Origin of the sequence: Streptomyces sp. NPDC052023 (genome assembly GCF_044548465.1) — a bacterium.
GTDB lineage: Bacteria > Actinomycetota > Actinomycetes > Streptomycetales > Streptomycetaceae > Streptomyces.
Genome location: NZ_JBIUBW010000010.1, coordinates 202265 through 223575, shown reverse-complemented (window position 1 = coordinate 223575; position 21311 = coordinate 202265). Strand labels below are relative to the sequence as shown.

The window sequence follows — 21311 nt, the reverse complement described above, 5'->3', positions numbered from 1 at the left end:
CCCTAGCATGGGCGGGTGCACTCCACACCACCCGCCCACGCCACCCACACCGCCTCGCACGACCGTGAGATCGAGTCCCTGGCCGAGTTCGACGAGGTCGTCGCCGCCCAGGGCACGCTCGCCCGATTCCGCGTCCAGGCCGTCGATCTGACGTCCCGTACGGAGGCCCTGCTCTCCGTCGAGGTCACCGGCGCCGTCTTCCTCGGCTGCCCCATGGCCGACGCAGCGGCAGCCCGGATCGCCGCCGCCGGCGCCCTGGTCTTCCCGCCGATACCGGACCTGCCCTTCGACCCCTACCGCGGCTTCGTCTACACCCCTGACGAGCTGTTCGAGGGCCTGGCGAAGGGATACGAGGGGACCCCGGACGCCCTGTCCTACGCCTGGTTCCAGCAGACGAAGGCCGACGGCGACGTCTTCGCGTCGATGCTCCGCGCGGTGCACGACGACGCCGTCTCCGACGCGCTGGACGAACTCCTCGCCGGCGACCATGTGGTGGGGGTCATGGGCGGGCACGCGATGGCGCGCGGCACGGAGGCCTACGCCGGTGCCGCGCGCCTCGGTCGTGAGCTGGCGCGCGCCGGGTTCACCGTCGCCACCGGCGGCGGCCCCGGGGCCATGGAGGCGGCTAACCTCGGCGCGTACGCCGCCCCGCACCCCGACGTCATGCTCGACGGGGCGCTCCGACTTCTCGCGAAGACGCCGAAGTTCGTCCCGTCGATCACCGACTGGGCCCGCGCCGCGTTCGAGGTGCGCGAGCGCTGGCCGCACGGCGGGCTGTCGGTCGGCATCCCGACCTGGTTCTACGGCCATGAGCCGCCCAACGCCTTCGCCGCGCACATCGCCAAGTACTTCGCCAACGCCACCCGCGAGGACGGCCTGCTGGCCCGCTGCACCGCGGGCGTGGTGTTCCTGCCGGGCGCCGCCGGCACCGTACAGGAGATCTTCGACAACGCGACCCCGAACTACTACGAGTCCCGTGGCGAGCCCGCCCCCATGGTCCTGGTGAACCGCGAGCACTGGACGGAGCGGCTCCCGGCCTGGCCGCTGCTGCGGGCGCTGGCCCGGGAGCGGTCGATGGAGGTGCGCATCGCCCTGGTCGACCGGATCGAGGAGGCGCCGGCGGCGCTGAAACGTCTGGGTGGTTAATAAGAGCGCAAAGCCAACGGCCGGGACAGGCCGACGGATTGACACTGCTTGTCGCGCGCTAATAAACCTATGAGCCTCGTGGGGGCGGTGGGACCGGCTGGTGCCGGCGCCTCATCTCCCCCTCAACCCCCCGCAATTCGCGCATCCCATGAAGGACAAACGTGTCCATACATCACCGTAACGCACGCCGTTCCGTGCGCATCCTCGGTGTCACCGCCGCTTCCGCCGCGCTCGCGCTCGGCGCCGCGGGCAACGCGCTCGCCTGCCACATCAGTGAGTTCTCCGCCGCGGCGGAGTGCGACGGCACCAAGGGTGTCATCACGGTCATCGACAAGGACCCGTCCGGCACCCCGGCGACCGTGTCGGTCTACCTGGAGAACAAGGGCGCCGACGAGCGCCTCGTGGGCTCCCAGAAGGTCAAGGGCTCGCGCGCGGGCGTCACGATCACCTTCGCCGAGGACTGGAAGCCGAACGCGACGTACCGCGTCCACGTCAAGGCCGGCAACCAGGTCGACGACGACATCAAGCCGAACCTGGTCACCCCGGCCACGGCGTGCACCACCGAGGACACCTCGACGCCGGCCCCGGCCCCGTCGAAGACGGCGCCCGAGCCGTCGGGTGCCCCCTCGACCCCGGCCGAGTCCGGCACGCCCGCCCCGACGCCCTCCGAGGACGGCAGCACCCCGCCCGCGGACGCCCCGAGCAACGCCCCCTCCCCCGCCGTCGGCGACTCCAACCTCGCCGAGACCGGCGCCAACTCCAGCACCGGCATGATCGCCGGCATCGCGGCGGCCCTGGTCGTCGTCGGTGGCGGTGCCGTGTTCCTCGGCATGCGCCGCCGTGGGGCCAACAGCGACCGCTGACCCCGCACGCACGATCCGCACAACGGTGGCCCGTCCCCTTCACCAGGGGGCGGGCCTTCCGTTTCACCCGGGGCGGGCCGTCCGCCGTCGCACCGGGCCGGTCCCTCAGCCGAACGTCGCCCGTTCGAGCCAGAACTCCAGCAACTCCCGCTCCCCGAGGACCTCCACCTCCGCACTGTCCAGCGGCAGCCGCCGGTAGAAGGCCAGCAGCACCGAGGTGAGCGGCCCACGCAGCACCACCGTCGCCTTCTCATGGCCGCGCCGCCAGACGAGCACCTCCTCGGTGAGCTCGACGAGCCACTCGGCCCTCAGCTCCGGCGCGGTGTCGGTCGCGTGCAGATGGATGCTTCTCCCCGGCCCGCGCAGTTCCCGCGCCGAGTCCTGCGGCATCGTCCGCTGCACGAACGCCACGATCTGAAGCCATTCGTCGATCGCGTCGGCGGCCACCTCGGGCGCGACCGCGTAGGGCAGACCGGCGGCCAGTGCGGCGTCGGCCCGGTGGACGGTGATCTCGTGGGTCATCCGGCGGGCCCAGAACCCGGCGTCGGGCTGCCCTGCCCACCCCCACACGGGGGGCGTCCGGGCCCGCCTCGCGCAGCGTGTCCACCGCCATCCCGCCGCTCTCCGCCAGCCAGGCGTCCAGCGCGGCCGCGTCCCCTTCCGCCGCGGGCCCCTCGGCGCCCGGTACCTCGTCCTCCGGGATCTCCACCTCGGAGCCGGTGCGCACGAGCAGCTCCACCCAGCGCAGGGCCTGGCCCAGGTGCCGGACGAGCTGCTCCAGGGTCCAGTCGGGGCAGGTGGGCACGGTGGCCGCCAGATCGGCCCCTGAGGTCACGACGGACCGCAACAGACCTACCTGATGGGCGATTTCGTCGCAGTACCGGTCATGTGCGAGTCGCGTCATGCCCGCACCCTACGATCACCCGGAGCGCCCGAGCACCACGATTTCCGCCGCGTCGAACTCGACGCCCACGATCTCCCCCACCCCGGGCGCGTCCCGCAGCGCACACGCCGCCTCCAACCGCGGCGCCCCGTCCACCGGTTGCAGGTGTACGGCGACATGGCTGCCCTTGAACGTCCGCGCGGCCACTGTGCACCGCAGCCCGGCGTCCGGGGCGGCCAGGCGCACACCGGCCGGCCGTACGAGCACCGTCCGCGCCCCCTGCTCCGCGCCCTCGGGCACCGGCAGCTTCCCCCACGCGGTGTCCGCGGCCTGCGCGCTCACCGTAGCGTCGGTCACGTTGTCGAAGCCCAGGAAGCGCGCCACGAACGCGTCCGCGGGCCGCTGCCAGACCTGAAGCGGCGTACCGGACTGGGCGATCCGCCCGTCCCGCATGACCACCACACGGTCGGCCAGCGCGAAGGCCTCACCCTGGTCGTGCGTCACCGCGAGCACGGTCGTCCCCAACCGGCCGAACAGCTCCCGCAGTTCCACGACGAGCCGTTCGCGCAGCGACCGGTCCAGCTGTCCGAGCGGCTCGTCCAGCATCAGCAGCCGCGGCCGGGGCGCCAGCGCCCGGGCCAGCGCCACCCGTTGCTGCTCCCCGCCGGACAGGGCGGCCACCGCCCGGCGTGCGGCACCGGGCAGCCCGACCAGCTCCAGCAACTCCCGTACGCGTTCTTGCTGCTGTGCCTTCGGCGCCCCGCGCATCCGGAGCCCGAAGGCCACGTTGCCGCCCACGTCGCGCTGCGGGAAGAGCTGATGGTCCTGGAACATCAGCCCGACGCCCCGCCGGTGCGCGGGCACCCCGGCCTGGTCGCGTCCGTCGAGCAGCACCCGCCCGGTGTCGAGGGGTTGCAGCCCCGCCACGGCCCGCAGCAGCGTCGACTTACCGCTTCCGCTGGGGCCGAGCACGCACACCACCTCGTGCTCGGCGACCTCCAGGCCGACGCCGTCGAGGACGGGCCGCCCACCGAACCGTACGGTCGCGTTCTCCAGGCCGAGCAGCATCAGAACTCCCCCGTCCGGTCGGTCCTCAGCCGCTCCAGCACCAGCAGCGCCACCGCGCACACCACCATCAGAATCGTCGAAAGGGCCATCGCCTGCCCGTAGTTGAGATCGCCGGGCCGCGCCAGCAGCCGCGCCACGGCGACCGGCAGCGTGGGGTTGTCCGGCCGCGCGATGAAGACCGTCGCCCCGAACTCCCCGAGCGACACGGCGAAGGCGAACCCGGCCGCCACCAGCAGCGCCCGCCGCACCATCGGCAGGTCCACCTCACGCCAGGCCCGCCACGGCGACGCCCCGAGCACCGCCGCCGCCTCGCGCAGCCGTACGTCCACCGCCCGCAGCACCGGCAGCATGGTCCGCACGACGAACGGCACCCCGACCAGCGCCTGCGCCAGGGGTACGAGGATCCACGAGGCGCGCAGATCCAGCGGCGGCTCGTCGAGGGCGATCAGGAACCCGAAACCGACCGTCACCGCGGACACGCCCAGCGGCAGCATCAGCAGCGCGTCGAACCCGCGAACGAACCGCCCCGCGTCCCGCCGGGTCAGCGCCACCGCGGCGAGCCCGCCGACCAGCACGGCGATCGCGGTGGCGACCACGGCGTACGACAGCGAGTTGCCGATCGCGTCGATCGGCGGGACCAGGAAGGTGCCGCCGTCCTCGCTGGTCAGCGCCCGGTAGTAGCCGAACCCGGGGGCGTCGAGCGAGCGCTGCACCAGCACGGCCAGCGGCAGCAGGAGCAGCAGGGCGACCACGGCCAGGACACCGGCCAGCAGCGCCCACTGCCCGGCCCCGCGCGGCCGGCGTGCGGTCACGGACGCATCCACCAGCCGCAGCGCGGACTCCCGCCGCCGTACGGTCCAGGCGTGCACGGCGAGCACCGCGCCCACCGCGGCGAACTGGACCAGCGTCAGCACGGCGGCGGTGGCGAGGTCGAAGACCTCCGTGGTCTGCCGGTAGATCTCCACTTCGAGGGTGGAGAAGGTGGGTCCGCCGAGGATCTGCACCACGGCGAAGGAGGTGAAGGTGAACAGGAAGACCATCAGTGCGGCGGCGGCCACGGCAGGCCCCAGCGCGGGCAGGGTGACGCTCCGCCAGGCGCTCAGGCGGGACGCCCCGAGCATCCGCGCGGCCTCCTCCTGGCGTGGGTCGAGCTGCGCCCAGAGCCCGCCGACCGTCCGTACGACGACCGCGTAGTTGAAGAAGACGTGCGCGAGCAGGATCGCCCACACGGTGGTGTCCAGCCGGGCGCCCCAGAGGTCGTCCAGCAGCCCGCCCCGCCCGACCAGCGCCAGGAACGCCGTGCCGACCACGACGGTCGGCAGCACGAACGGCACGGTGACGACCGCCCGCAGCACCTGCTTGCCGGGGAAGTCGAAGCGGGCGAACACATACGCGCCGGGCAGCGCGATCAGCAGCGTCAGCGCGGTCGAGGCGAGCGCCTGCCAGGTGGTGAACCACAGGACGTGCCGGATGCCGGACTGGGCGAGAACGTCGGCGAGCAGCCCGAACTGCCAGCTCCCGTCGGCCTTCAGTCCACGGCCGACGATCGCGGCGACGGGGTAGGCGAAGAAGACGGCGAAGAACGCGACAGGCAGGGCGAGAAGCCCGAGCCGCGCCGCGTTCCCGCGTGCCCTGGCGGCTACTTGAGTACGAGCGACGTCCACGACTTGACCCACTCGTCACGGTTTTCGGCGATCTTCGCCGGGTCCATGGTCCCGGGGTCCTCGGCCTGCGGGCCGTACTTCACGAACTCCCCGGGCACCTGGGCGCCCTCGCGCACCGGGTAGACGAACATGTTCAGCGGCATGTCCTCCTGGAACTGCTTGGTGAGCATGAAGTCGAGCAGCGCCTTGCCGCCCTCCGGGTTCTTCGCGTTGTTCAGCAGGCCGGCGTACTCGACCTGCCGGAAGCAGGTGCCCATGGCCACACCGGTCGGGGCGGTCTTCGGCCTCGGGTCGGCGAAGACGACCTCGGCGGGGGGCGAGGAGGCGTACGACACGACCAGCGGCCGGTCGCCGCCCGCCTTCCGGCCGCTCGCGGAACCGGAGAACTCCTCGTTGTAGGCCTGCTCCCAGCCGTCCACGACCTTCACGCCGTTGGCCTTGAGCTTCTTCCAGTAGCCCTCCCAGCCTCCCCCACTCTCGGCTCCGCCCGAGCGGGAGGTGCCCCCATCGCCGTACTTCGCGGCCGTGCCGAGCAGGAAGCCGAGGCCGGGTGAGGAGGTGGCGGCGTTCTCGGTGACGAGGAGGTTCTTGTACGCCGGGTCGGCCAGGTCGTCGAGGGTCTTCGGCGGGTCCAGCTTGCGCTCGCTGAACCAGGCCTTGTCGTAGTTCACGCAGATGTCGGCGGTGTCGACGGGTGTGACGCGGTGCTGCTCCTGGTCGGCCCGGTACTCCGGCTTGACCAGGTCGGCGTCCTTCGCCTCGTACGGCTGGAAGAGACCGTTGTCGAGCGCGCGGGACAGCAGGGTGTTGTCGACGCCGAAGAGGACGTCGCCCTGGGGGTTGTCCTTGGTCAGGACGGCCTTGTTGACGACCTGGCCGGCGTCGCCGTCCTTGAGGACCTTGACCCGGTAGCCGGACTGCTTCTCGAAGGCGGCGATCACGCTCTTGGACACGACCCACGAGTCATGGCTGACGAGGGTGACCGTCTTGGAGTCCGAGCCTTCATCACCGGAACCCGAGGACCCGCACGCGGACAGCGTGACCATGCCCAGCCCGACGACGACGGCTGTGAACTTCTTGGTGTTGCTCACTGATTTCCTCCTGGGTGACCAGGAAGAGACGCGGCCCTGCCCGGGACCTGGAACGGGTTCCCGGGCAGGGCGCAACAGCTCGAGTGACGACCGATCTCCCTACCCAGAATGACCTGGGCGAGGTTCAGAGGGTCTGCGGCTCACCCAAGATATGGCTGCCGCACTCTCAGCGCTGTGGCGCTCCCCTGCCGGAATATGAAGATGTGTACGGCGTCAGACTACCGCTCGGTGGCCGCGAGCTGACCACACGCCCCGTCGATCTCCTGACCACGGGTGTCCCGGATCGTGACCGGTACACCATGGGCGGCGATGGCCTCCACGAACGCCTTCTCGTCCTCGGGACGGGACGCGGTCCACTTGGAGCCCGGAGTCGGGTTCAGCGGGATGAGATTGACGTGCACGGGCTTGCCCTTGAGCAGCCGGCCGAGCCGGTCACCGCGCCAGGCCTGGTCGTTGATGTCCCGGATCAGCGCGTACTCGATGGACAGCCGCCGCCCGGACTTCTGGACGTAGTCGAACCCGGCGTCCAGCACCTCGCGCACCTTCCAGCGCGTGTTCACGGGCACGAGGGTGTCGCGCAGCTCGTCGTCCGGGGCGTGCAGCGAGATCGCCAGCCGGCACTTGAAGCCCTCGTCGGCGAAGCGGTGGATCGCCGGCACCAGTCCGACGGTCGAGACGGTGATCCCGCGCTGCGAAAGCCCGAGCCCGTCCGGCTCCGGGTCGGTGAGCGCGCGGATGGCACCGACGACGCGCTTGTAGTTGGCCAGGGGCTCGCCCATGCCCATGAAGACGATGTTCGACAGCCGCGAGGGCCCGCCGGGCACCTCGCCGTCGCGCAGCGCCCGCATGCCGTCCACGATCTGGTGGACGATCTCGGCGGTGGACAGGTTGCGGTCGAGCCCGGCCTGCCCGGTGGCGCAGAACGGGCAGTTCATCCCGCAGCCCGCCTGCGAGCTGATGCACATCGTCACCCGGTCCGGGTAGCGCATCAGCACCGACTCGACGAGCGTCCCGTCGAACAGCCGCCACAGCGTCTTACGGGTGGTGCCCTCGTCCGTCGACAGATGCCGCACGACCGTCATCAGCTCCGGAAGCAACGCCTCCCGCAGCTTCCCGCGCGACCCGGCCGGGATGTCGGTCCACTGCTCCGGGTCGTGCGCGTACCGCGCGAAGTAGTGCTGCGACAGCTGCTTGGCACGAAACGGTTTCTCACCGATCTCGGCGACGGCTTCTTTGCGCTCGGCCGGCGTGAGATCGGCAAGATGCCGCGGCGGCTTCTTGGCTCCGCGGGGGGCGACGAATGTGAGTTCTCCGGGCTTAGGCATGGCTGTACCAGTGTCGCAGATCCACTTGGGTGACCTGGGGCTGCCGCTGCTACGACTGTCGGTAGTAGGCAGGGCCGCGACGGTGTTCGCACCGCCATGTTCGGCATCGCCCGGTGCACACCTCGCCCACATGGGGTAACGCCCTCCCCCGTGCGATCCCAGAGAGGCCCCATGGAGGCGGCTCCCCGCCTCCCCGGCTCGACGAGTGCTCAGTCGATACAGAACTCGTTGCCCTCGATGTCCAGCATCGGGATGCACGACTCGTTTTCCTCATCGGCATACAGGGTTCGCACGTGGGTCGCACCGAGCGCCACCAGCCGTGCGCACTCGGCTTCGAGCGTGGCGAGACGCTCGTCCCCCACGAGCCCGGTGCCGACCCGGACGTCGAGATGCACCCGATTCTTGACGATCTTGCCTTCAGGGACGCGCTGGAAGTAAAGGCGCGGGCCCACGCCTGACGGATCACTGCAGGCGAACCATGATCCCTGCTGCTCAGGAGGCAGGGTGCGGTTGAAATCGTCCCAGGTGGTGAACCCCTCCGGTGGCGGCGGTATGACGTACCCCAGCACCTCACACCAGAAGCGAGCGAGGCGCTCAGGTTCTGCGCAGTCGAAGGTGACTTGGAACTTCTTGATCGCTGACATCGGCGCACGGTACCGCGCACCAGGGGGACCCTGCCGCTCATTTCCCCAGGCGGATCCGCCCGTAGGCTGCCCAACAGTCGACGCTGCCATCGGCGTACACGCTGCCCATGTACCAGTCGTCGTCATCGACGCTCGTCGGCGATCTAGAACTGGCCGTGCAATGCCCGTATCCCCGCTCGACCTCCACCAGACGTCACTCCAGACAGCCTCACCCTGTGCGTCGATCCACGGCACATCGATCCATGGCCGAAGTGCTAGTGACCGAGCCACATCCCGTCACGCATGATCACTCTCCCGCGTAGTTCGGGCTCGCCGCGCCAGGCGCGCACAGTCCTCGGGGCCACCCGTATGTACAGAAAAGAACCCTCTTCCGCGCGTGGATCCCAGCCGAACTTCTCGGCGAACGCCTCCGCCGCGTCCCCCGGCACCTCCTGGTCCGGAAAGTACTCCGCCTCCCCCTGGAGGAGCACCACGTCGAAGGTGTCCGGTAGCGAGAGGCGCAAGCGCGGCTCTGCGCGGACGTTTCGCGCCGTCACGGAAGTGGCGCCGGTGCACATCCACACCGCTCGCCCGTCCCACGAGAACCACAGCGGCACCTGGTGCGGCCCGTGATCAGGGTGAGCCGTCGACACCCATACATCCCGCTCGGTGCCGAGCCGCTCCAGAGCGTCGCGCACACGCTCGGCAGTCCGGCGACGAACGATTCCTGTGGTCTCCATGAGGAGCGACCCTAACCAAGCAGGCGCGAGGCGCGCCTGAGGCGCAGGACCTACTCCTCGCGACCTATGTACCCCCTCGATCAGTTCCAGGCGTGCGCGCGGCCTGTACGAGTCAGGGCCCGAAGACCTGGGAAAGGTGAGCGGTCAGCTGCTCCGCCGACGCCGGGGTGACCCGCGCGCCGAGGTGACCGTCGGGGCGGACGAGGAGGGCTGTGGGGCCTTCGGCCCGGTAGCCGCCGCGGAACTCGCCCCGGCTGTCCCACAGCACCGGCAGCCCGGCCCGGCCGGCGTCCATCCCGCCGGCGAGCACCGCGTACGCCGCCATCTGGTCGTGACTCGCCGTACGCGCCTTGGCGGCCAGGTCCGCGAAGGTGTCCGCCTGCCCGTCCTCGTCCGCGTAGCGCGGCCGGACGTGATCGCGTTCGCGCAATACGTCGTACAGGCTTATCGGGTAGGCCGCGATGCTGTCGGTGAGGCCGCCGCAGTCGGGTGCCCGGTCCCCGGCATCGGGGCCGGTGAGGCCCGGCGTCCGGGGTCCTACGACAGGGCTGTCCGGGTAGGCGACCAGCAGCTGTGCCTCCCGCATCATGATCGTGGCGGGGTCGTCGGGGTCGTCGGGGTCGGCCTGGATGCCTTCCCGGGCGTGCCGGACCGTGCGGCCCACGACCTCCTCGCCGATCGGCCGCCGTTCGGCGTCGTAGCTGTCGAGCAGCCGCGGGTGCGCCGTTCCCCGCACGGCGAGGGCCAGCTTCCAGGCCAGGTTGCAGGCGTCCTGGATGCCGGTGTTCATGCCCTGCGCGCCGGTGGGCGGGTGGATGTGTGCGGCGTCGCCCGCGAGGAACACCCGGCCGTCGCCGTAGCGGTCCACCAGGCGGTGACTGATGCGGAAGATCGAGGACCAGCGCATGGCCGAGGCGGTGGTCGGTCGCGGGGAGAGCCGGTCGAGCACGGCCTGGATGTGTTCCAGTCCCGGCCGGCGGCCGCCTTCCAGTCCGTGCGTCACGTCGCCGGGCGTGTCCGTGCCGTGGCCGAGCCCCTGCGTGGCCTCGCCGAGCCCGTTCGTGGCCTTCTCGGCCCCGGGTTCGCGCCGGAGGTGTCCCGCTCGGGTCGACAGTTCGGGTGGGACGAGCATGGACATGCGGTAGCGGGAGCGCCCGGGCAGGGGGATGCAGACGAGGAGGTCGTCGAGCGCGCCGTCGCCGTAGTGCATGGCCCGTACGCCGTAGCCCTGAGGCAGGTCCCAGTCCACCTCGACGTCCGCGAGCACGTACTCCTCAGGGAACGCCCCGAACGCCCCGCCTCCGAAACCGATTCCGCACGGCGGCACGGAAAGAGCCCCCGCCCAGGGGAAGGGCAGGGGCTCCTCAGCACATACGACCGCTCAGCTGGATCCCACGAACAGCACCAGCAGCAGCCACACCACCGGAGCCGTGGGCAGCAGCGAGTCCAGCCGGTCCATGATCCCGCCGTGCCCCGGCAGCAGCGTGCCCATGTCCTTGATGCCGAGGTCGCGCTTGATCATCGACTCGCCCAGGTCGCCCAGAGTGGCGCTGGCGGCGACCGCGAGGCCCAGGAGCAGGCCCTGCCACCACGTGCCGTCGTCGATGAGGAACTGCATGCACAGCGCACCGGCCGCCATGGCGAAGCTGACCGCTCCCACCAGTCCCTCGCGGGTCTTGCCGGGGCTGATGCGCGGGGCGAGCTTGTGCCTCCCGAAGCGCCAGCCGACGGCGTACGCGCCGGTGTCGCTGACCACGGTGAGCAGCAGGAACATGAACACCCGCTGCGGCCCGTCCTGCGCGGTCAGCATCATCGCGACGAACGTCGCCAGGAACGGGACGTAAAAGGCGGCGAAGACGCCGGCCGTGACGTCCCTGAGGTAATCCTCCGGCGGTTCCGTCATCCGCCAGACCAGGACCGCCAGCGCGGTGAGCGCCATCGCCACCCATGCGCCCTCGGGTCCCCGCACATAACCGGCGACGACCATCCCGGCGCCGCCGACCGCGAGCGGCACCAGCGGCGCGTGAATGCCCTTGCGCTCCTCCAGCCGCTTGGTCAGCTCCCACAGGCCCACCACGACGGCCACCGCCACGACCCCGACGAACACCGCCTTGACGATGAACAGGGACGTGATGATCACCGCGCCGAGTCCGGCCCCGACCCCTATCGCCGCGCCCAGGTCACGGCCCGCACTCTTCTTCTGCGGTGCGGGTGCCGGCTGAGGGGCGTCGTGCATGGGCTCCGGATTCTGCGGCACCGCGCCGTAGGGCGGCGCCGACGGGCTCTCGTCACGGAACAAGGAGCCGCCCAGCCGAGCGGCCCCCCGGTCGTCATCCTGGCTTCCGCCGTGAGCGGATACGTCGGGCACGATGGGCATGGGGCGAGTCTGCTGCGCGTCTAGCGCATCGTACGTGGGACCCGCCGGGGCGGCCCCCTGGACAGGCCCCCGGTCGGACGGCCCCCAGTACCCGGCGTGGGGCGGCGCCCCCCAGGGAGAGTCGTTCATCAGACCTCGAGCAGCTCGGCTTCCTTGTGCTTGAGCAGCTCGTCCACCTGGGCGACGTACTTCGCCGTGGTGTCGTCGAGCTCCTTCTCCGCACGACGGCCCTCGTCCTCGCCGACCTCGCCGTCCTTGATGAGCTTGTCGATGGCGTCCTTGGCCTTGCGGCGGACGGAGCGGATGGACACCTTGGCGTCCTCGCCCTTGCCCTTGGCGACCTTGATGTACTCGCGCCGGCGCTCCTCGGTCAGCTCGGGGAACACCACCCGGATGATGTTGCCGTCGTTGCTCGGGTTGACGCCCAGGTCGGAGTCGCGGATCGCCTGCTCGATGTTGCGCAGCGCGCTCTTGTCGAACGGGGTGACGACCGCCATGCGCGGCTCCGGCACGGAGAACGAAGCCAGCTGGTTGATCGGCGTAGGCGCGCCGTAGTAGTCGGCCACGATCTTGTTGAACATGGCGGGGTGCGCACGGCCGGTGCGGATCGCGGCGAAGTCCTCCTTGGCGACCACGACGGCCTTCTCCATCTTCTCCTCGGCTTCGAGGAGGGTCTCTTCGATCACCACTTGCTCCTGCGTGTCTTGAGTAGGCCCGGCTGCGGTTCCTTGGCGGCGGCGGCCGGCTGCGTCGCGTCTTCTTCCTGCACGGTTCCCGACCGGCAGGACATTGTCCATCCCCCGGCCAGGGTCGTTCCCGCCCGTCCCCCGGACAGGTGGCGCTCCGGCGGACGACGTGGCTGAAACCGGGTCAGCCCCGGCTGCCCTGGTCACCCACCAGCGTGCCGATCTTCTCACCCTTGACGGCGCGGGCGATATTGCCCTCCTTCAGGAGTTCGAAGACCACGATCGGCAGCTTGTTGTCGCGGCACAACGTGATGGCGGTGGCGTCGGCCACCTTCAGGTCGCGGGTGATGACCTCGCCGTAGCCGAGCGAGTCGAACTTGACCGCGTCCGGGTTGGACTTCGGGTCGGAGTCGTAGACCCCGTCCACACCGTTCTTACCCATCAGCAGGGCCTCGGCGTCGATCTCCAGGGCGCGCTGGGCGGCGGTGGTGTCGGTGGAGAAGTACGGCATGCCCATACCGGCCCCGAAGATGACGACGCGGCCCTTCTCGAGGTGCCGCACGGCGCGCAGGGGGATGTACGGCTCGGCGACCTGCCCCATGGTGATGGCGGTCTGCACCCGGCACTGGATGCCCTCCTTCTCCAGGAAGTCCTGGAGGGCGAGGCAGTTCATCACGGTGCCGAGCATGCCCATGTAGTCCGAGCGGGCGCGGTCCATGCCGCGCTGCTGGAGCTCCGCTCCGCGGAAGAAGTTGCCGCCGCCGATCACGACCGCGATCTGCGCGCCGTCACGGACGACGGCCGCGATCTCACGCGCCATGGCGTGCACCACGTCCGGGTCGACGCCCAGGCCCCCGCCGCCGGAGAAGGCCTCTCCGGACAGCTTCAGCAGAAACCGGCCGCGTACTTTGCCGTCGTCGCTCTTCTGGGCCTTGGTGGTCATGGGGTTCTCGCCTCTTTTACGGGTTGCACATACGAAGAAGGCCATTGCCGGTGGTGGGTTTCTCTCCCCTACGCGGCAATGGCCTCCTCGTCAGATCTGCTGTCGTCCGTCGCGGGCGCCGACGCGCCGGCCGATACCGACGACGTGGACGACTGCGGTCGACCCTAGCGGCAATCCGCCCCGGGCCGCGCGTCGATCGCGGTACGGACTCAGATGCCGACCTTGATGCGCGTGAAGCGCTTCAGGGTGACACCGGCCTCGTCCAGGACCTTCTGGACCGACTTCTTGTTGTCGAGCGCGTACGGCTGGCCGAGCAGCGTGGCGTCCTTGAAGAAGCCGTTCACACGACCGTCGACGATCTTGGCGATCGCGGCCTCGGGCTTGCCCTCGGCGCGGGTGGTCTCCTCGGCGATCCGGCGCTCGGTCTCGACGACCTCGGCCGGGACGTCCTCCTTGGAGAGGTACTTCGGCGCGAAGGCGGCGATGTGCTGGGCGATGCCCTTGGCGACCTCGGCGTTCGGCTTGTCGAGCTCGACGAGGACACCGATCTGCGGGGGCAGGTCGGGCATCGTGCGGTGCATGTACGCGGTCACGAAGCCGTCGGAGAACTGCGCGAAGCGGTCCAGGACGATCTTCTCGCCGAGGTTGGCGTTGGCCTCGTCCACGTACGCCTGGACGGTCTTGCCGGCCTCGATCTCGGAGGCGAGCAGGGCCTCCAGGTCGGCCGGGGAGGTCTTGGCGACGTGCTCGGCGATGGCGCGGGCGACGGCCTGGAACTTCTCGCCCTTGGCGACGAAGTCCGTCTCGCACTTCAGCTCGACCAGGACACCGGAGGAGTTGTCGTCGGCGATGATGGAGACCACGGCGCCGTTCTCGGCGGAGCGGCCCTCACGCTTGGCGACGCCCTTCTGGCCCTTGATGCGCAGCGCCTCGACGGCCTTCTCGACGCTGCCGTCGGCCTCGTCCAGCGCCTTCTTGCAGTCCATCATGCCGGCGCCGGTGAGCTCGCGGAGCTTCTTGACGTCGGCGGCGGTGTAGTTCGCCATGAGTCTGTGAATCTTTCTCGAAGTCTGGAAGATCGAAGATCTACGGGTTTCCACGTCTGCGGGTTCTACGGTCTACATGTAGATGCAGACCCTCGACGCACCCGTGACCTACGGGTGAACGGCGGGAGCGGACTGCGTGTCACCGCTCCCGCCGTCAGCACCGACGGGTCAGGCCTGCTCGGCGTCCGCAGCCGGCGCCTCGGGGGCGGCCTCGGCGGCCGGCGCCTCGGGGGCAGCCTCGGCGGCCGGCGCCTCGGGGGCGGCCTCGGCAGCCGGAGCCGCTTCCTCGGAGTCGGCCTTCTTCTCACCCTCGAGCAGGTCGCGCTCCCACTCGGCGAGCGGCTCACCCTCGGCCTTCTCGCCCTTGCCCTCACCGGCACCGCCGGAGCGGGCGATCAGGCCCTCGGCCACGGCGTCGGCGATCACGCGGGTGAGCAGGGTGACGGAGCGGATCGCGTCGTCGTTGCCCGGGATCTTGTAGTCGACCTCGTCCGGGTCACAGTTGGTGTCGAGGATGGCGACGACCGGGATGTTCAGCTTCCGGGCCTCGCCGACCGCGATGTGCTCCTTCTTGGTGTCCACGATCCAGACGGCGCTGGGCACCTTCTGCATCTCGCGGATACCGCCGAGAGTCTTCTCCAGCTTGGCCTTCTCGCGGGAGAGGACCAGCAGCTCCTTCTTGGTCAGACCGGAGGACGCGACGTCCTCGAAGTCGATCTGCTCAAGCTCCTTCAGGCGCTGCAGACGCTTGTAGACGGTCGAGAAGTTGGTGAGCATGCCGCCCAGCCAGCGCTGGTTGACGAAGGGCATGCCGACGCGGGTGGCCTGCTCGGCGATGGCCTCCTGCGCCTGCTTCTTCGTGCCGACGAACATGACCGTGCCGCCGTGGGCGACGGTCTCCTTGACGAACTCGTAGGCGCGGTCGATGTACGACAGCGACTGGAGCAGGTCGATGATGTAGATGCCGTTGCGCTCGGTGAAGATGAAGCGCTTCATCTTCGGGTTCCAGCGACGGGTCTGGTGACCGAAGTGGACGCCGCTTTCCAGCAGCTCCCGCATCGTGACGACGGCCATGGCCGTTCTCCTTGTGTTTCTCGGTTGTGCCGCGAGGGCCGGACTGCTCCCGCGCCTGACGCCCACATGCGCCGTGCCACAAGGGACCGAGGGGCGCTGATACGGACCGTTGCCGGCCCTGGTATCGGGGCGTGCGAAGTCGACCCGGTGACCCGGATCGCCACCAGAAGTGTACGGGACCGCCGACCCCCCGGGTGACGCCGCTGTCCACAACCCGTGAGTACTCCACAGGCCAGGGCCCGGACGGTGGCCGATACGGCACGGTTCCCGTCATGCGAGCGAAGCGATGCGCACGAGCGACCTGGGCGCTGCTACTGGCCCTCACTGCAGCCGCACCGGCCGACGCGGCCGACCCGCCGCCGGCGGCCCCGGCCGGCCCCGAGGCCCCGGGCCCCGGCCCGGAGGGCTCGGTTCCGGCGATCGGCCGCACCTGGCCGGTGGGCGTCCGCCCACCGGTCGTCCGCGGCTGGGAACCGCCGGCGACGCGTTACGGCCGCGGTCACCGAGGCGTGGATCTTCCAGCCTCACCCGGAACACCAGTTCGAGTCGTCGCACCGGGCCGGGTCTCCTACTCGGGCCGGGTGGCCGGAAAGGGCGTGGTCTCCGTGGAGCTCACGGGAACCGGGGACCCACCCCTGCGTACGACCTACCAGCCGGTCCTCGCCGCGGTGCGCAAGGGTGACGAGGTCGCCGCCGGAGAGGTCGTCGGCACGGCCGAACCCTCCGGCTCCCACTGCTCCACGCCCTGCCTCCACTGGGGCCTGCGGAGGGGTGACGCGTACCTGGACCCCCTGTCGCTGCTCCCGTCGTGGCTGCTGCGGAGGGGACCGTCACGCCTGCTGCCGGTGCTGGGAGTACCCCTCCCGCCGTAGCCGAGCCCACGACAAACACTCGACCGGCCGACCCGACTGGGCGCGCGCCTCATGCCCGCCCCGATCCGATCGGGGGCATTGACGCCGCGAGGCGGAACGGGCGAGTGCAAACGCCGCAGCCCGCTCCGCAGCCGGCATTCGTGCGACCAGGGCGGCGCAGGGTGCGTTCGAGGTCCTCCCACCGGCAAGCGCCGGGACCCGCGGTCCGGGCAGGCGCCTCGGCGCAGCGGCGCTACCGGTAGGAGTGACGCCGACCGTCGCGGCGTCCCCTCCGGCCCGCACGAGCAACGGGAATCCCGCAGGCGCCAGTCCCACAAGGGGTACGCACGCCGGGCCCAGCCCAGCCGGCCCCGGCGCCATCGCACCTCAGCCGCGCACGCCCCCACGCACCATCGACACCGCGGCCTCGGCCACGACCGACGGGTCCTCCACGCCCAGCTCGATCCGCCGCACGGCCGAGTCGACGACCCCCTGGACCAGCATCGCCGCCAGCCGGGGCTCCGCGTGCCCCATGTCCCGCAGTGCCTCCACGATCATCGCCACGAGCCCCCCGTGCGCCGCGCGGATCTTCTCGCGCGCCCCGGCGTCCAGCTCACTGGCGGAGATGGCCACCACGGCCCGGTGCCGCCGGTCCCCCACCAGCGCGAGCTGCGCGCGCACATAGGCCTCGACCTGGGCCTCGGCGCCGTCCACCGCGGCCATCGCCGCCTCGACCTCCGCCGCCCAGACCGGGAAGTCGACCTCGCACAGTTCCTCGACCACGGCGGCCCGGGACCGGAAGTACTCGTACACGGACGACCGCGCGAGCCCCGTCCGCTCGGCGAGGGCCGGGAAGGTCAGCGCCTCCGTCCCGCCCTCGGACAGCAGGGAACGAGCCGCGTCCAGCAGGGCGGCTCGCTGCATCGACCGGTGCTCGGCCACGGAGGCCGCTCGAATCCTTGGCACGTCGTCCACTTTACGGACGCGCCACCCCGCACGGGAGTGCAGCACACCACGCCGCCCGCATCAGGCCAGGTCAGCGCCCGAAGCCGGCCAGTTTCGCGCGGAGCTGGAGCACGGATTTGGTGTGGATCTGACTCACCCGGCTCTCGGTGACACCGAGCACGTTGCCGATCTCGGCGAGCGTCAGGCCCTCGTAGTAGTACAGCGTGACCACGGTCTTCTCCCGCTCGGGGAGCGTGTTGATCGCCCGCGCCAGGAACCGCCGCAGCTCCCGGTCCTCCGCCACCTCCACCGGATTGTCCGCGGCGGTGTCCTCCAGCGTGTCCATCAGGCTCAGCCGGTCGCCGCCCTCGCCCCCGACGTGCAGCAGCTCCTCCAGCGCCACGACGTTGGCCAGCGACAACTGGCTGAAAACCGCGTGCAGTTCATCCACCGGGATGCCCAGCTCGGCGGCCACCTCCCCCTCGCTCGGCGTCCGCCGCAGCCGCGCTTCCAGCGTCGCGTACGCCCGCTCCACGTTCCGCGCCTTCTGCCGCACCGATCTCGGGATCCAGTCCAGCGCCCGCAGCTCGTCGATCATCGCGCCCCGGATCCGCGTGATCGCGTACGTCTCGAACTTGATCTCCCGGTCGATGTCGAACTTCTCGATCGCGTCGATCAGCCCGAACACCCCGGACGACACGAAGTCCGCCTGCTCGACATTGGGCGGCAGCCCCACGCTCACCCGTCCCGCCACGTATTTCACCAGCGGCGAGTAGTGCAGAATCAGCTGCTCCCGCAGCCGCTCGTCCCCCGTCTCCTTGTACGACCGCCAGAGCTCGTCGAGGGTCGAGGGAGCGGGCGGCCGATCGCTGCCACCGTCGCGGGCGGCTGGGGGGATCGCCGCCCGGTCGGACCCGGAGGTGTGCTGGGGCATTCGTCGCCTTGTGCCGTTCTGCCGTGAAGGGTGGTACGTGGGTGAGCTGTCGCTCTGGTGTCGAGTTGCCGGACTGTGTCTGGATCCTCGTGAGCGTAGCGTGACTGAAGAGTCGCGGTGCGCGAAGGACGGGGCGGGCGCCGTGCGCAGAAACGTTCCCCGGGGCGCTCCACCGGGGCATGACGGTAGCTCTCAGTGACCATCGCGAGCTGCTCAACTGCCTGATTTCCCAAGGGCATCGGGATTCCCCCGGACGGCCGAACACGCTCGGTCAACATACGTCCCGCCGACCGCGAAGGGAGATCATCGCCTGGCGTGTCAACTTCCAGCCATCGCCGTGTCGTTCGACGTAACCAAGTGCTCTGAGTTCGTACAGCCTCGCGATCGCGTCGTCCGCCGTCGTGGGAACCCCTCCGGCGATGTCCTGCGCCGTGGCCTCCCCGTGTCCGGGCAGCGCGGCCAGGACGCGACGGGCGGCGGGTGGCAGCAGGTCGCGCGGGAGCACCGGCCCGCGCCGGGCCGGCGCCAGCTCCCCCATGTCCCCGACCAGCTCCACGACCTCGGCCGCGTCGGTGACCAGCGTCGCCTCCCCGCGCAGCAGCTCGTGCACCCCCGCCGACTGCGCGCTGGTGGCCGGGCCGGGCACGCCCATGGTGTGCCGGCCCAGCCGCTGCGCCGCCCGCGCGGTGACCAGTGAACCGCTGCGGAGGGCGGCCTCGACGACCACGGTCCCCCTGGTCAGCGCGGCGATCACGCGGTTGCGCACGATGAAGCGGCTGGGCGTCGGATGGTCCCCCGGCGGCAGCTCGCCCACCACCAGCCCCTGCTCGGCGATCCTGCCGAGCAGCCGGGCGTGCCCGGGGGGATAGGGCCGGTCGACGCCGCAGGCCAGCACGGCGACGGTGGCACCCCCGGCGCCGAGTGCACCCCGGTGGGCGGCGCCGTCGACCCCGTAGGCGCCGCCGGAGACGACCACCCAGCCGCGTTCGGCGAGGCCGGCGGCGAGCGTGACGGCCATATGGGCGCCGTACTCGGTGCAGGCCCGGGCGCCCACGACGGCGACGGACCGGAGCGCCCACATGCGCAGGCCGGCCGGCCCCCGCACCCAGAGCCCCAGCGGCCGGCCGTCCCCGAGGTCGTCGAGCTGACCGGGCCATTCGGCCTCCCCCGGGCACACGAACCGCACCCCGGCCGCCCGGGCCACCTCGAGATCCCGCTCCGGCTCGGCCCGTCCGGCCCGCGTCCGCAGCCCCTCCCAGCGCCTGGCGCTCACCCCCGTCAAGGGCGCCCCCGCACCACGGAGCCGCCGGACCACTTCACCGGCCCCCAGCTCCCTCACCCACCGTCCGGCGACCTCGTCCCCGGGCTCCAGCACCCGGGTGAGAAGGACCCGCCCGAGCACCTCGTCGTCCGCAGCGCCGCAGGTCATGTCAGCGCTCCGATGGCCATCGGCACACCGCGCGGGACGCCGGTGCGCAACTGAAGCGCCAGGGCCACGTCCGTCGCGCCGGGCCGGTCGTGCCCCACGAGGTCGGCCACGGTCCAGGCGACCCGCAGGACGCGGTCCAGACCGCGAGCCGTGAGCGCGCCCCGCTCCAAGCTGCGTTCGGCCTCGTCCATCGCGCCGGTCCCGGCGTACCAGCGGCTGCGCAGCTCCCGGCCGGGCACCTCGCTGTTCGTCCGCCACGGGGTGCCCGCGAGACGGACGGCCGCCCGTTCCCGGGCCGCGCGCACCCGTTCGGCGACCGCGGCGGTGGACTCGCCGCGGGCCCCCCGGTCGGCGAGCTCGGCCCGCGTGACCCGGTCGACCTCGACGCGGAGGTCGACCCGGTCCAGCAGCGGCCCCGACAGCCGGGCCTGGTAGCGCCGGATCGCGGAGGGCGGGCACTCGCACAGGTCGTCCCGCCGGGAGAAGCGCCCGCACGGGCACGGGTTGGCGGCGAGGACCATCAGGAAGTTGGCCGGGAAGCGCACCACCCCCGCGCTGCGGGCGATCACGACATGCCCCGCCTCCAGGGGCTGCCGCAGGGCGTCGAGGGCCTGGCCGCTGAACTCCGGCGTCTCGTCGAGGAACAGCACCCCGCGATGGGACAGCGACACGGCGCCGGGCCGGGCGACGCCCGCGCCGCCGCCGACGAGCGCCTGCATGGTGGCCGAGTGGTGCGGAGCGCAGTAGGGGGCGACGTCGATGAGCGGCTTGCCGGGCGGCAGCAGCCCGGCCACCGAGTGCACCGCCGTCACCTCCAGCGACTCCTCGCGGGTGAGCCGGGGCAGAATCCCCGGCAGCCGCTCGGCGAGCATCGTCTTCCCGGCACCGGGCGGGCCCTCGAGGAACAGGTGATGTCCGCCGGCCGCGGCGACCTCCACCGCCGTACGCGCCGAGGTCTGGCCCACGACGTCGGCGAGGTCGTGCCCGTGGTCGTGCTGGGTGGCTCCGACGCTGTGCATGCCGGTCGCCGAACCGGTGCCGGGAACGCGCAGGCCCGCGAGCAGCGGATCCGGCCGGCCGTGTGCGTCGGGCTCCTCGTCCGGCACGGGCTCGTCCGCCAGGACGGCGATCAGCTGACGCAGGCTGCGGACGCCCAGCACGGACACCCCCGGGACCAGGGCCGCCTCGGCGGCCGCGCACTCGGGTACGACCACCTGCTCGTAGCCCGCGTCCGCCGCGGCCAGCACGGCCGGCAGGATGCCGCGCACCGGCCGCACCCGTCCGTCCAGGCCGAGCTCCCCGATCATCACGATGTCGGCGAGCACCCGTGGATCGATCCGCTCGCTCGCGCCCAGCACCGCGCAGGCGACGGCCAGGTCGAACCCGCTGCCGGCCTTCGGGACGGAGGCCGGGCTGAGCCCGACCGTGAGCTTCTTCTGCGGCCACTCGGCGCCGGAATTGACCATCGCCGCCCGCACCCTGTCCCGGCTCTCCGTGAGGCTCTTGTCCGGCAGCCCCACGAGTGTGAACGCGGCGACACCCGGCTCCAGGTCTGCCTGGACCTCCACCACAACGCCCTCGACGCCGACGAGGGCGACGGAGCACGTACGCGCGAAGCCCATC

The 21311-nt window shown here is 71.3% G+C and carries 18 protein-coding genes, 2 pseudogenes and 1 riboswitch; of the genes and pseudogenes, 3 read left to right on the top strand and 17 right to left on the bottom strand.

Annotation, left to right across the window (positions count from 1 at the left end; all coding sequences use genetic code 11):
* Nucleotides 1-15: 15 nt before the first annotated feature.
* Complete coding sequence (locus ACIHCM_RS21710) at nt 16-1146, top strand: LOG family protein (RefSeq protein ID WP_399898204.1); 1131 nt, start codon at nt 16-18, stop codon at nt 1144-1146.
* 161 nt (nt 1147-1307) lie between these two features.
* Nucleotides 1308-2009: an LAETG motif-containing sortase-dependent surface protein gene (locus tag ACIHCM_RS21705; RefSeq protein ID WP_399898202.1), complete on the top strand. Its 702-nt coding sequence runs from the start codon at nt 1308-1310 to the stop codon at nt 2007-2009.
* Nucleotides 2010-2114: 105 nt separating this feature from the next.
* On the opposite strand, the pseudogene ACIHCM_RS21700 reads toward ACIHCM_RS21705, so the two are convergent.
* From ACIHCM_RS21700 to rpsB, 13 genes and pseudogenes are all read right to left on the bottom strand, one after another.
* Nucleotides 2115-2913 (bottom strand): annotated as a pseudogene (locus ACIHCM_RS21700) (maleylpyruvate isomerase family mycothiol-dependent enzyme).
* A 15-nt stretch (nt 2914-2928) separates the two neighbouring features.
* Entirely contained in the window at nt 2929-3960 is a 1032-nt protein-coding gene (locus ACIHCM_RS21695; RefSeq protein WP_399898200.1) for an ABC transporter ATP-binding protein, read from the bottom strand.
* A complete protein-coding gene (locus ACIHCM_RS21690) occupies nt 3960-5624 on the bottom strand; it encodes an ABC transporter permease (RefSeq protein ID WP_399898198.1) in 1665 nt (554 codons plus the stop codon). Before ACIHCM_RS21690 ends, ACIHCM_RS21695 begins: the two co-directional genes overlap by 1 nt.
* Entirely contained in the window at nt 5600-6715 is a 1116-nt protein-coding gene (locus ACIHCM_RS21685; protein WP_399898196.1) for a thiamine ABC transporter substrate binding subunit, read from the bottom strand. The genes ACIHCM_RS21690 and ACIHCM_RS21685 overlap by 25 nt, the downstream gene beginning before the upstream one ends.
* Nucleotides 6716-6793: 78 nt before the next feature.
* A riboswitch (TPP riboswitch) is annotated at nt 6794-6912 on the bottom strand.
* 21 nt (nt 6913-6933) lie between these two features.
* Nucleotides 6934-8040 carry a 23S rRNA (adenine(2503)-C(2))-methyltransferase RlmN gene (gene rlmN / locus ACIHCM_RS21680; protein ID WP_399898194.1) on the bottom strand — a complete coding sequence of 369 codons (1107 nt, stop codon included), beginning with the start codon at nt 8038-8040 and terminating at the stop codon, nt 6934-6936.
* 209 nt (nt 8041-8249) lie between these two features.
* Nucleotides 8250-8684, bottom strand: a complete 435-nt coding sequence (locus ACIHCM_RS21675; RefSeq protein WP_399898191.1) for a VOC family protein — start codon at nt 8682-8684, stop codon at nt 8250-8252.
* 254 nt (nt 8685-8938) lie between these two features.
* The gene (locus ACIHCM_RS21670; RefSeq protein ID WP_399898189.1) at nt 8939-9403 is read right to left on the bottom strand and encodes a pyridoxamine 5'-phosphate oxidase family protein; all 465 of its coding nucleotides are present in this window, start codon (nt 9401-9403) and stop codon (nt 8939-8941) included.
* A 112-nt stretch (nt 9404-9515) separates the two neighbouring features.
* Nucleotides 9516-10718 (bottom strand): annotated as a pseudogene (locus ACIHCM_RS21665) (FAD-dependent monooxygenase); the annotation flags it as partial.
* Between the two features lie 66 nt (nt 10719-10784).
* Nucleotides 10785-11909, bottom strand: a complete 1125-nt coding sequence (locus ACIHCM_RS21660; RefSeq protein ID WP_399898187.1) for a phosphatidate cytidylyltransferase — start codon at nt 11907-11909, stop codon at nt 10785-10787.
* On the bottom strand, nt 11909-12466 hold the full coding sequence (gene frr / locus ACIHCM_RS21655) for a ribosome recycling factor (RefSeq protein ID WP_014675285.1): 558 nt from the start codon (nt 12464-12466) through the stop codon (nt 11909-11911). Before frr ends, ACIHCM_RS21660 begins: the two co-directional genes overlap by 1 nt.
* 184 nt (nt 12467-12650) lie before the next feature.
* Nucleotides 12651-13409: a UMP kinase gene (gene pyrH / locus ACIHCM_RS21650; protein WP_399898185.1), complete on the bottom strand. Its 759-nt coding sequence runs from the start codon at nt 13407-13409 to the stop codon at nt 12651-12653.
* A 209-nt stretch (nt 13410-13618) separates the two neighbouring features.
* Nucleotides 13619-14455, bottom strand: a complete 837-nt coding sequence (gene tsf, locus ACIHCM_RS21645; protein WP_399898183.1) for a translation elongation factor Ts — start codon at nt 14453-14455, stop codon at nt 13619-13621.
* 168 nt (nt 14456-14623) lie between these two features.
* The gene (gene rpsB / locus ACIHCM_RS21640; RefSeq protein WP_393105884.1) at nt 14624-15529 is read right to left on the bottom strand and encodes a 30S ribosomal protein S2; all 906 of its coding nucleotides are present in this window, start codon (nt 15527-15529) and stop codon (nt 14624-14626) included.
* A gap of 272 nt (nt 15530-15801) precedes the next feature.
* Between rpsB and ACIHCM_RS21635 the strand changes: the two genes are divergently transcribed.
* Nucleotides 15802-16401 carry a murein hydrolase activator EnvC family protein gene (locus ACIHCM_RS21635; protein WP_399898181.1) on the top strand — a complete coding sequence of 200 codons (600 nt, stop codon included), beginning with the start codon at nt 15802-15804 and terminating at the stop codon, nt 16399-16401.
* A gap of 366 nt (nt 16402-16767) precedes the next feature.
* Here ACIHCM_RS21635 and ACIHCM_RS21630 read toward each other — a convergent pair whose 3' ends face one another.
* The 4 genes from ACIHCM_RS21630 to ACIHCM_RS21615 form a co-directional block, all read right to left on the bottom strand.
* Complete coding sequence (locus ACIHCM_RS21630; RefSeq protein WP_399898285.1) at nt 16768-17322, bottom strand: TetR/AcrR family transcriptional regulator; 555 nt, start codon at nt 17320-17322, stop codon at nt 16768-16770.
* 94 nt (nt 17323-17416) lie between these two features.
* Nucleotides 17417-18259, bottom strand: coding sequence for an RNA polymerase sigma factor WhiG (gene whiG, locus ACIHCM_RS21625; protein WP_189700809.1), 843 nt, complete (start codon nt 18257-18259; stop codon nt 17417-17419).
* 271 nt (nt 18260-18530) lie between these two features.
* Nucleotides 18531-19688 (bottom strand): DNA-processing protein DprA, encoded by a 1158-nt coding sequence (dprA, locus tag ACIHCM_RS21620; RefSeq protein WP_399898178.1) that lies wholly within the window; start codon nt 19686-19688, stop codon nt 18531-18533.
* A complete protein-coding gene (locus ACIHCM_RS21615) occupies nt 19685-21310 on the bottom strand; it encodes a YifB family Mg chelatase-like AAA ATPase (RefSeq protein ID WP_399898176.1) in 1626 nt (541 codons plus the stop codon). The genes dprA and ACIHCM_RS21615 overlap by 4 nt, the downstream gene beginning before the upstream one ends.
* Between the last annotated feature and the right edge of the window lies 1 nt (nt 21311).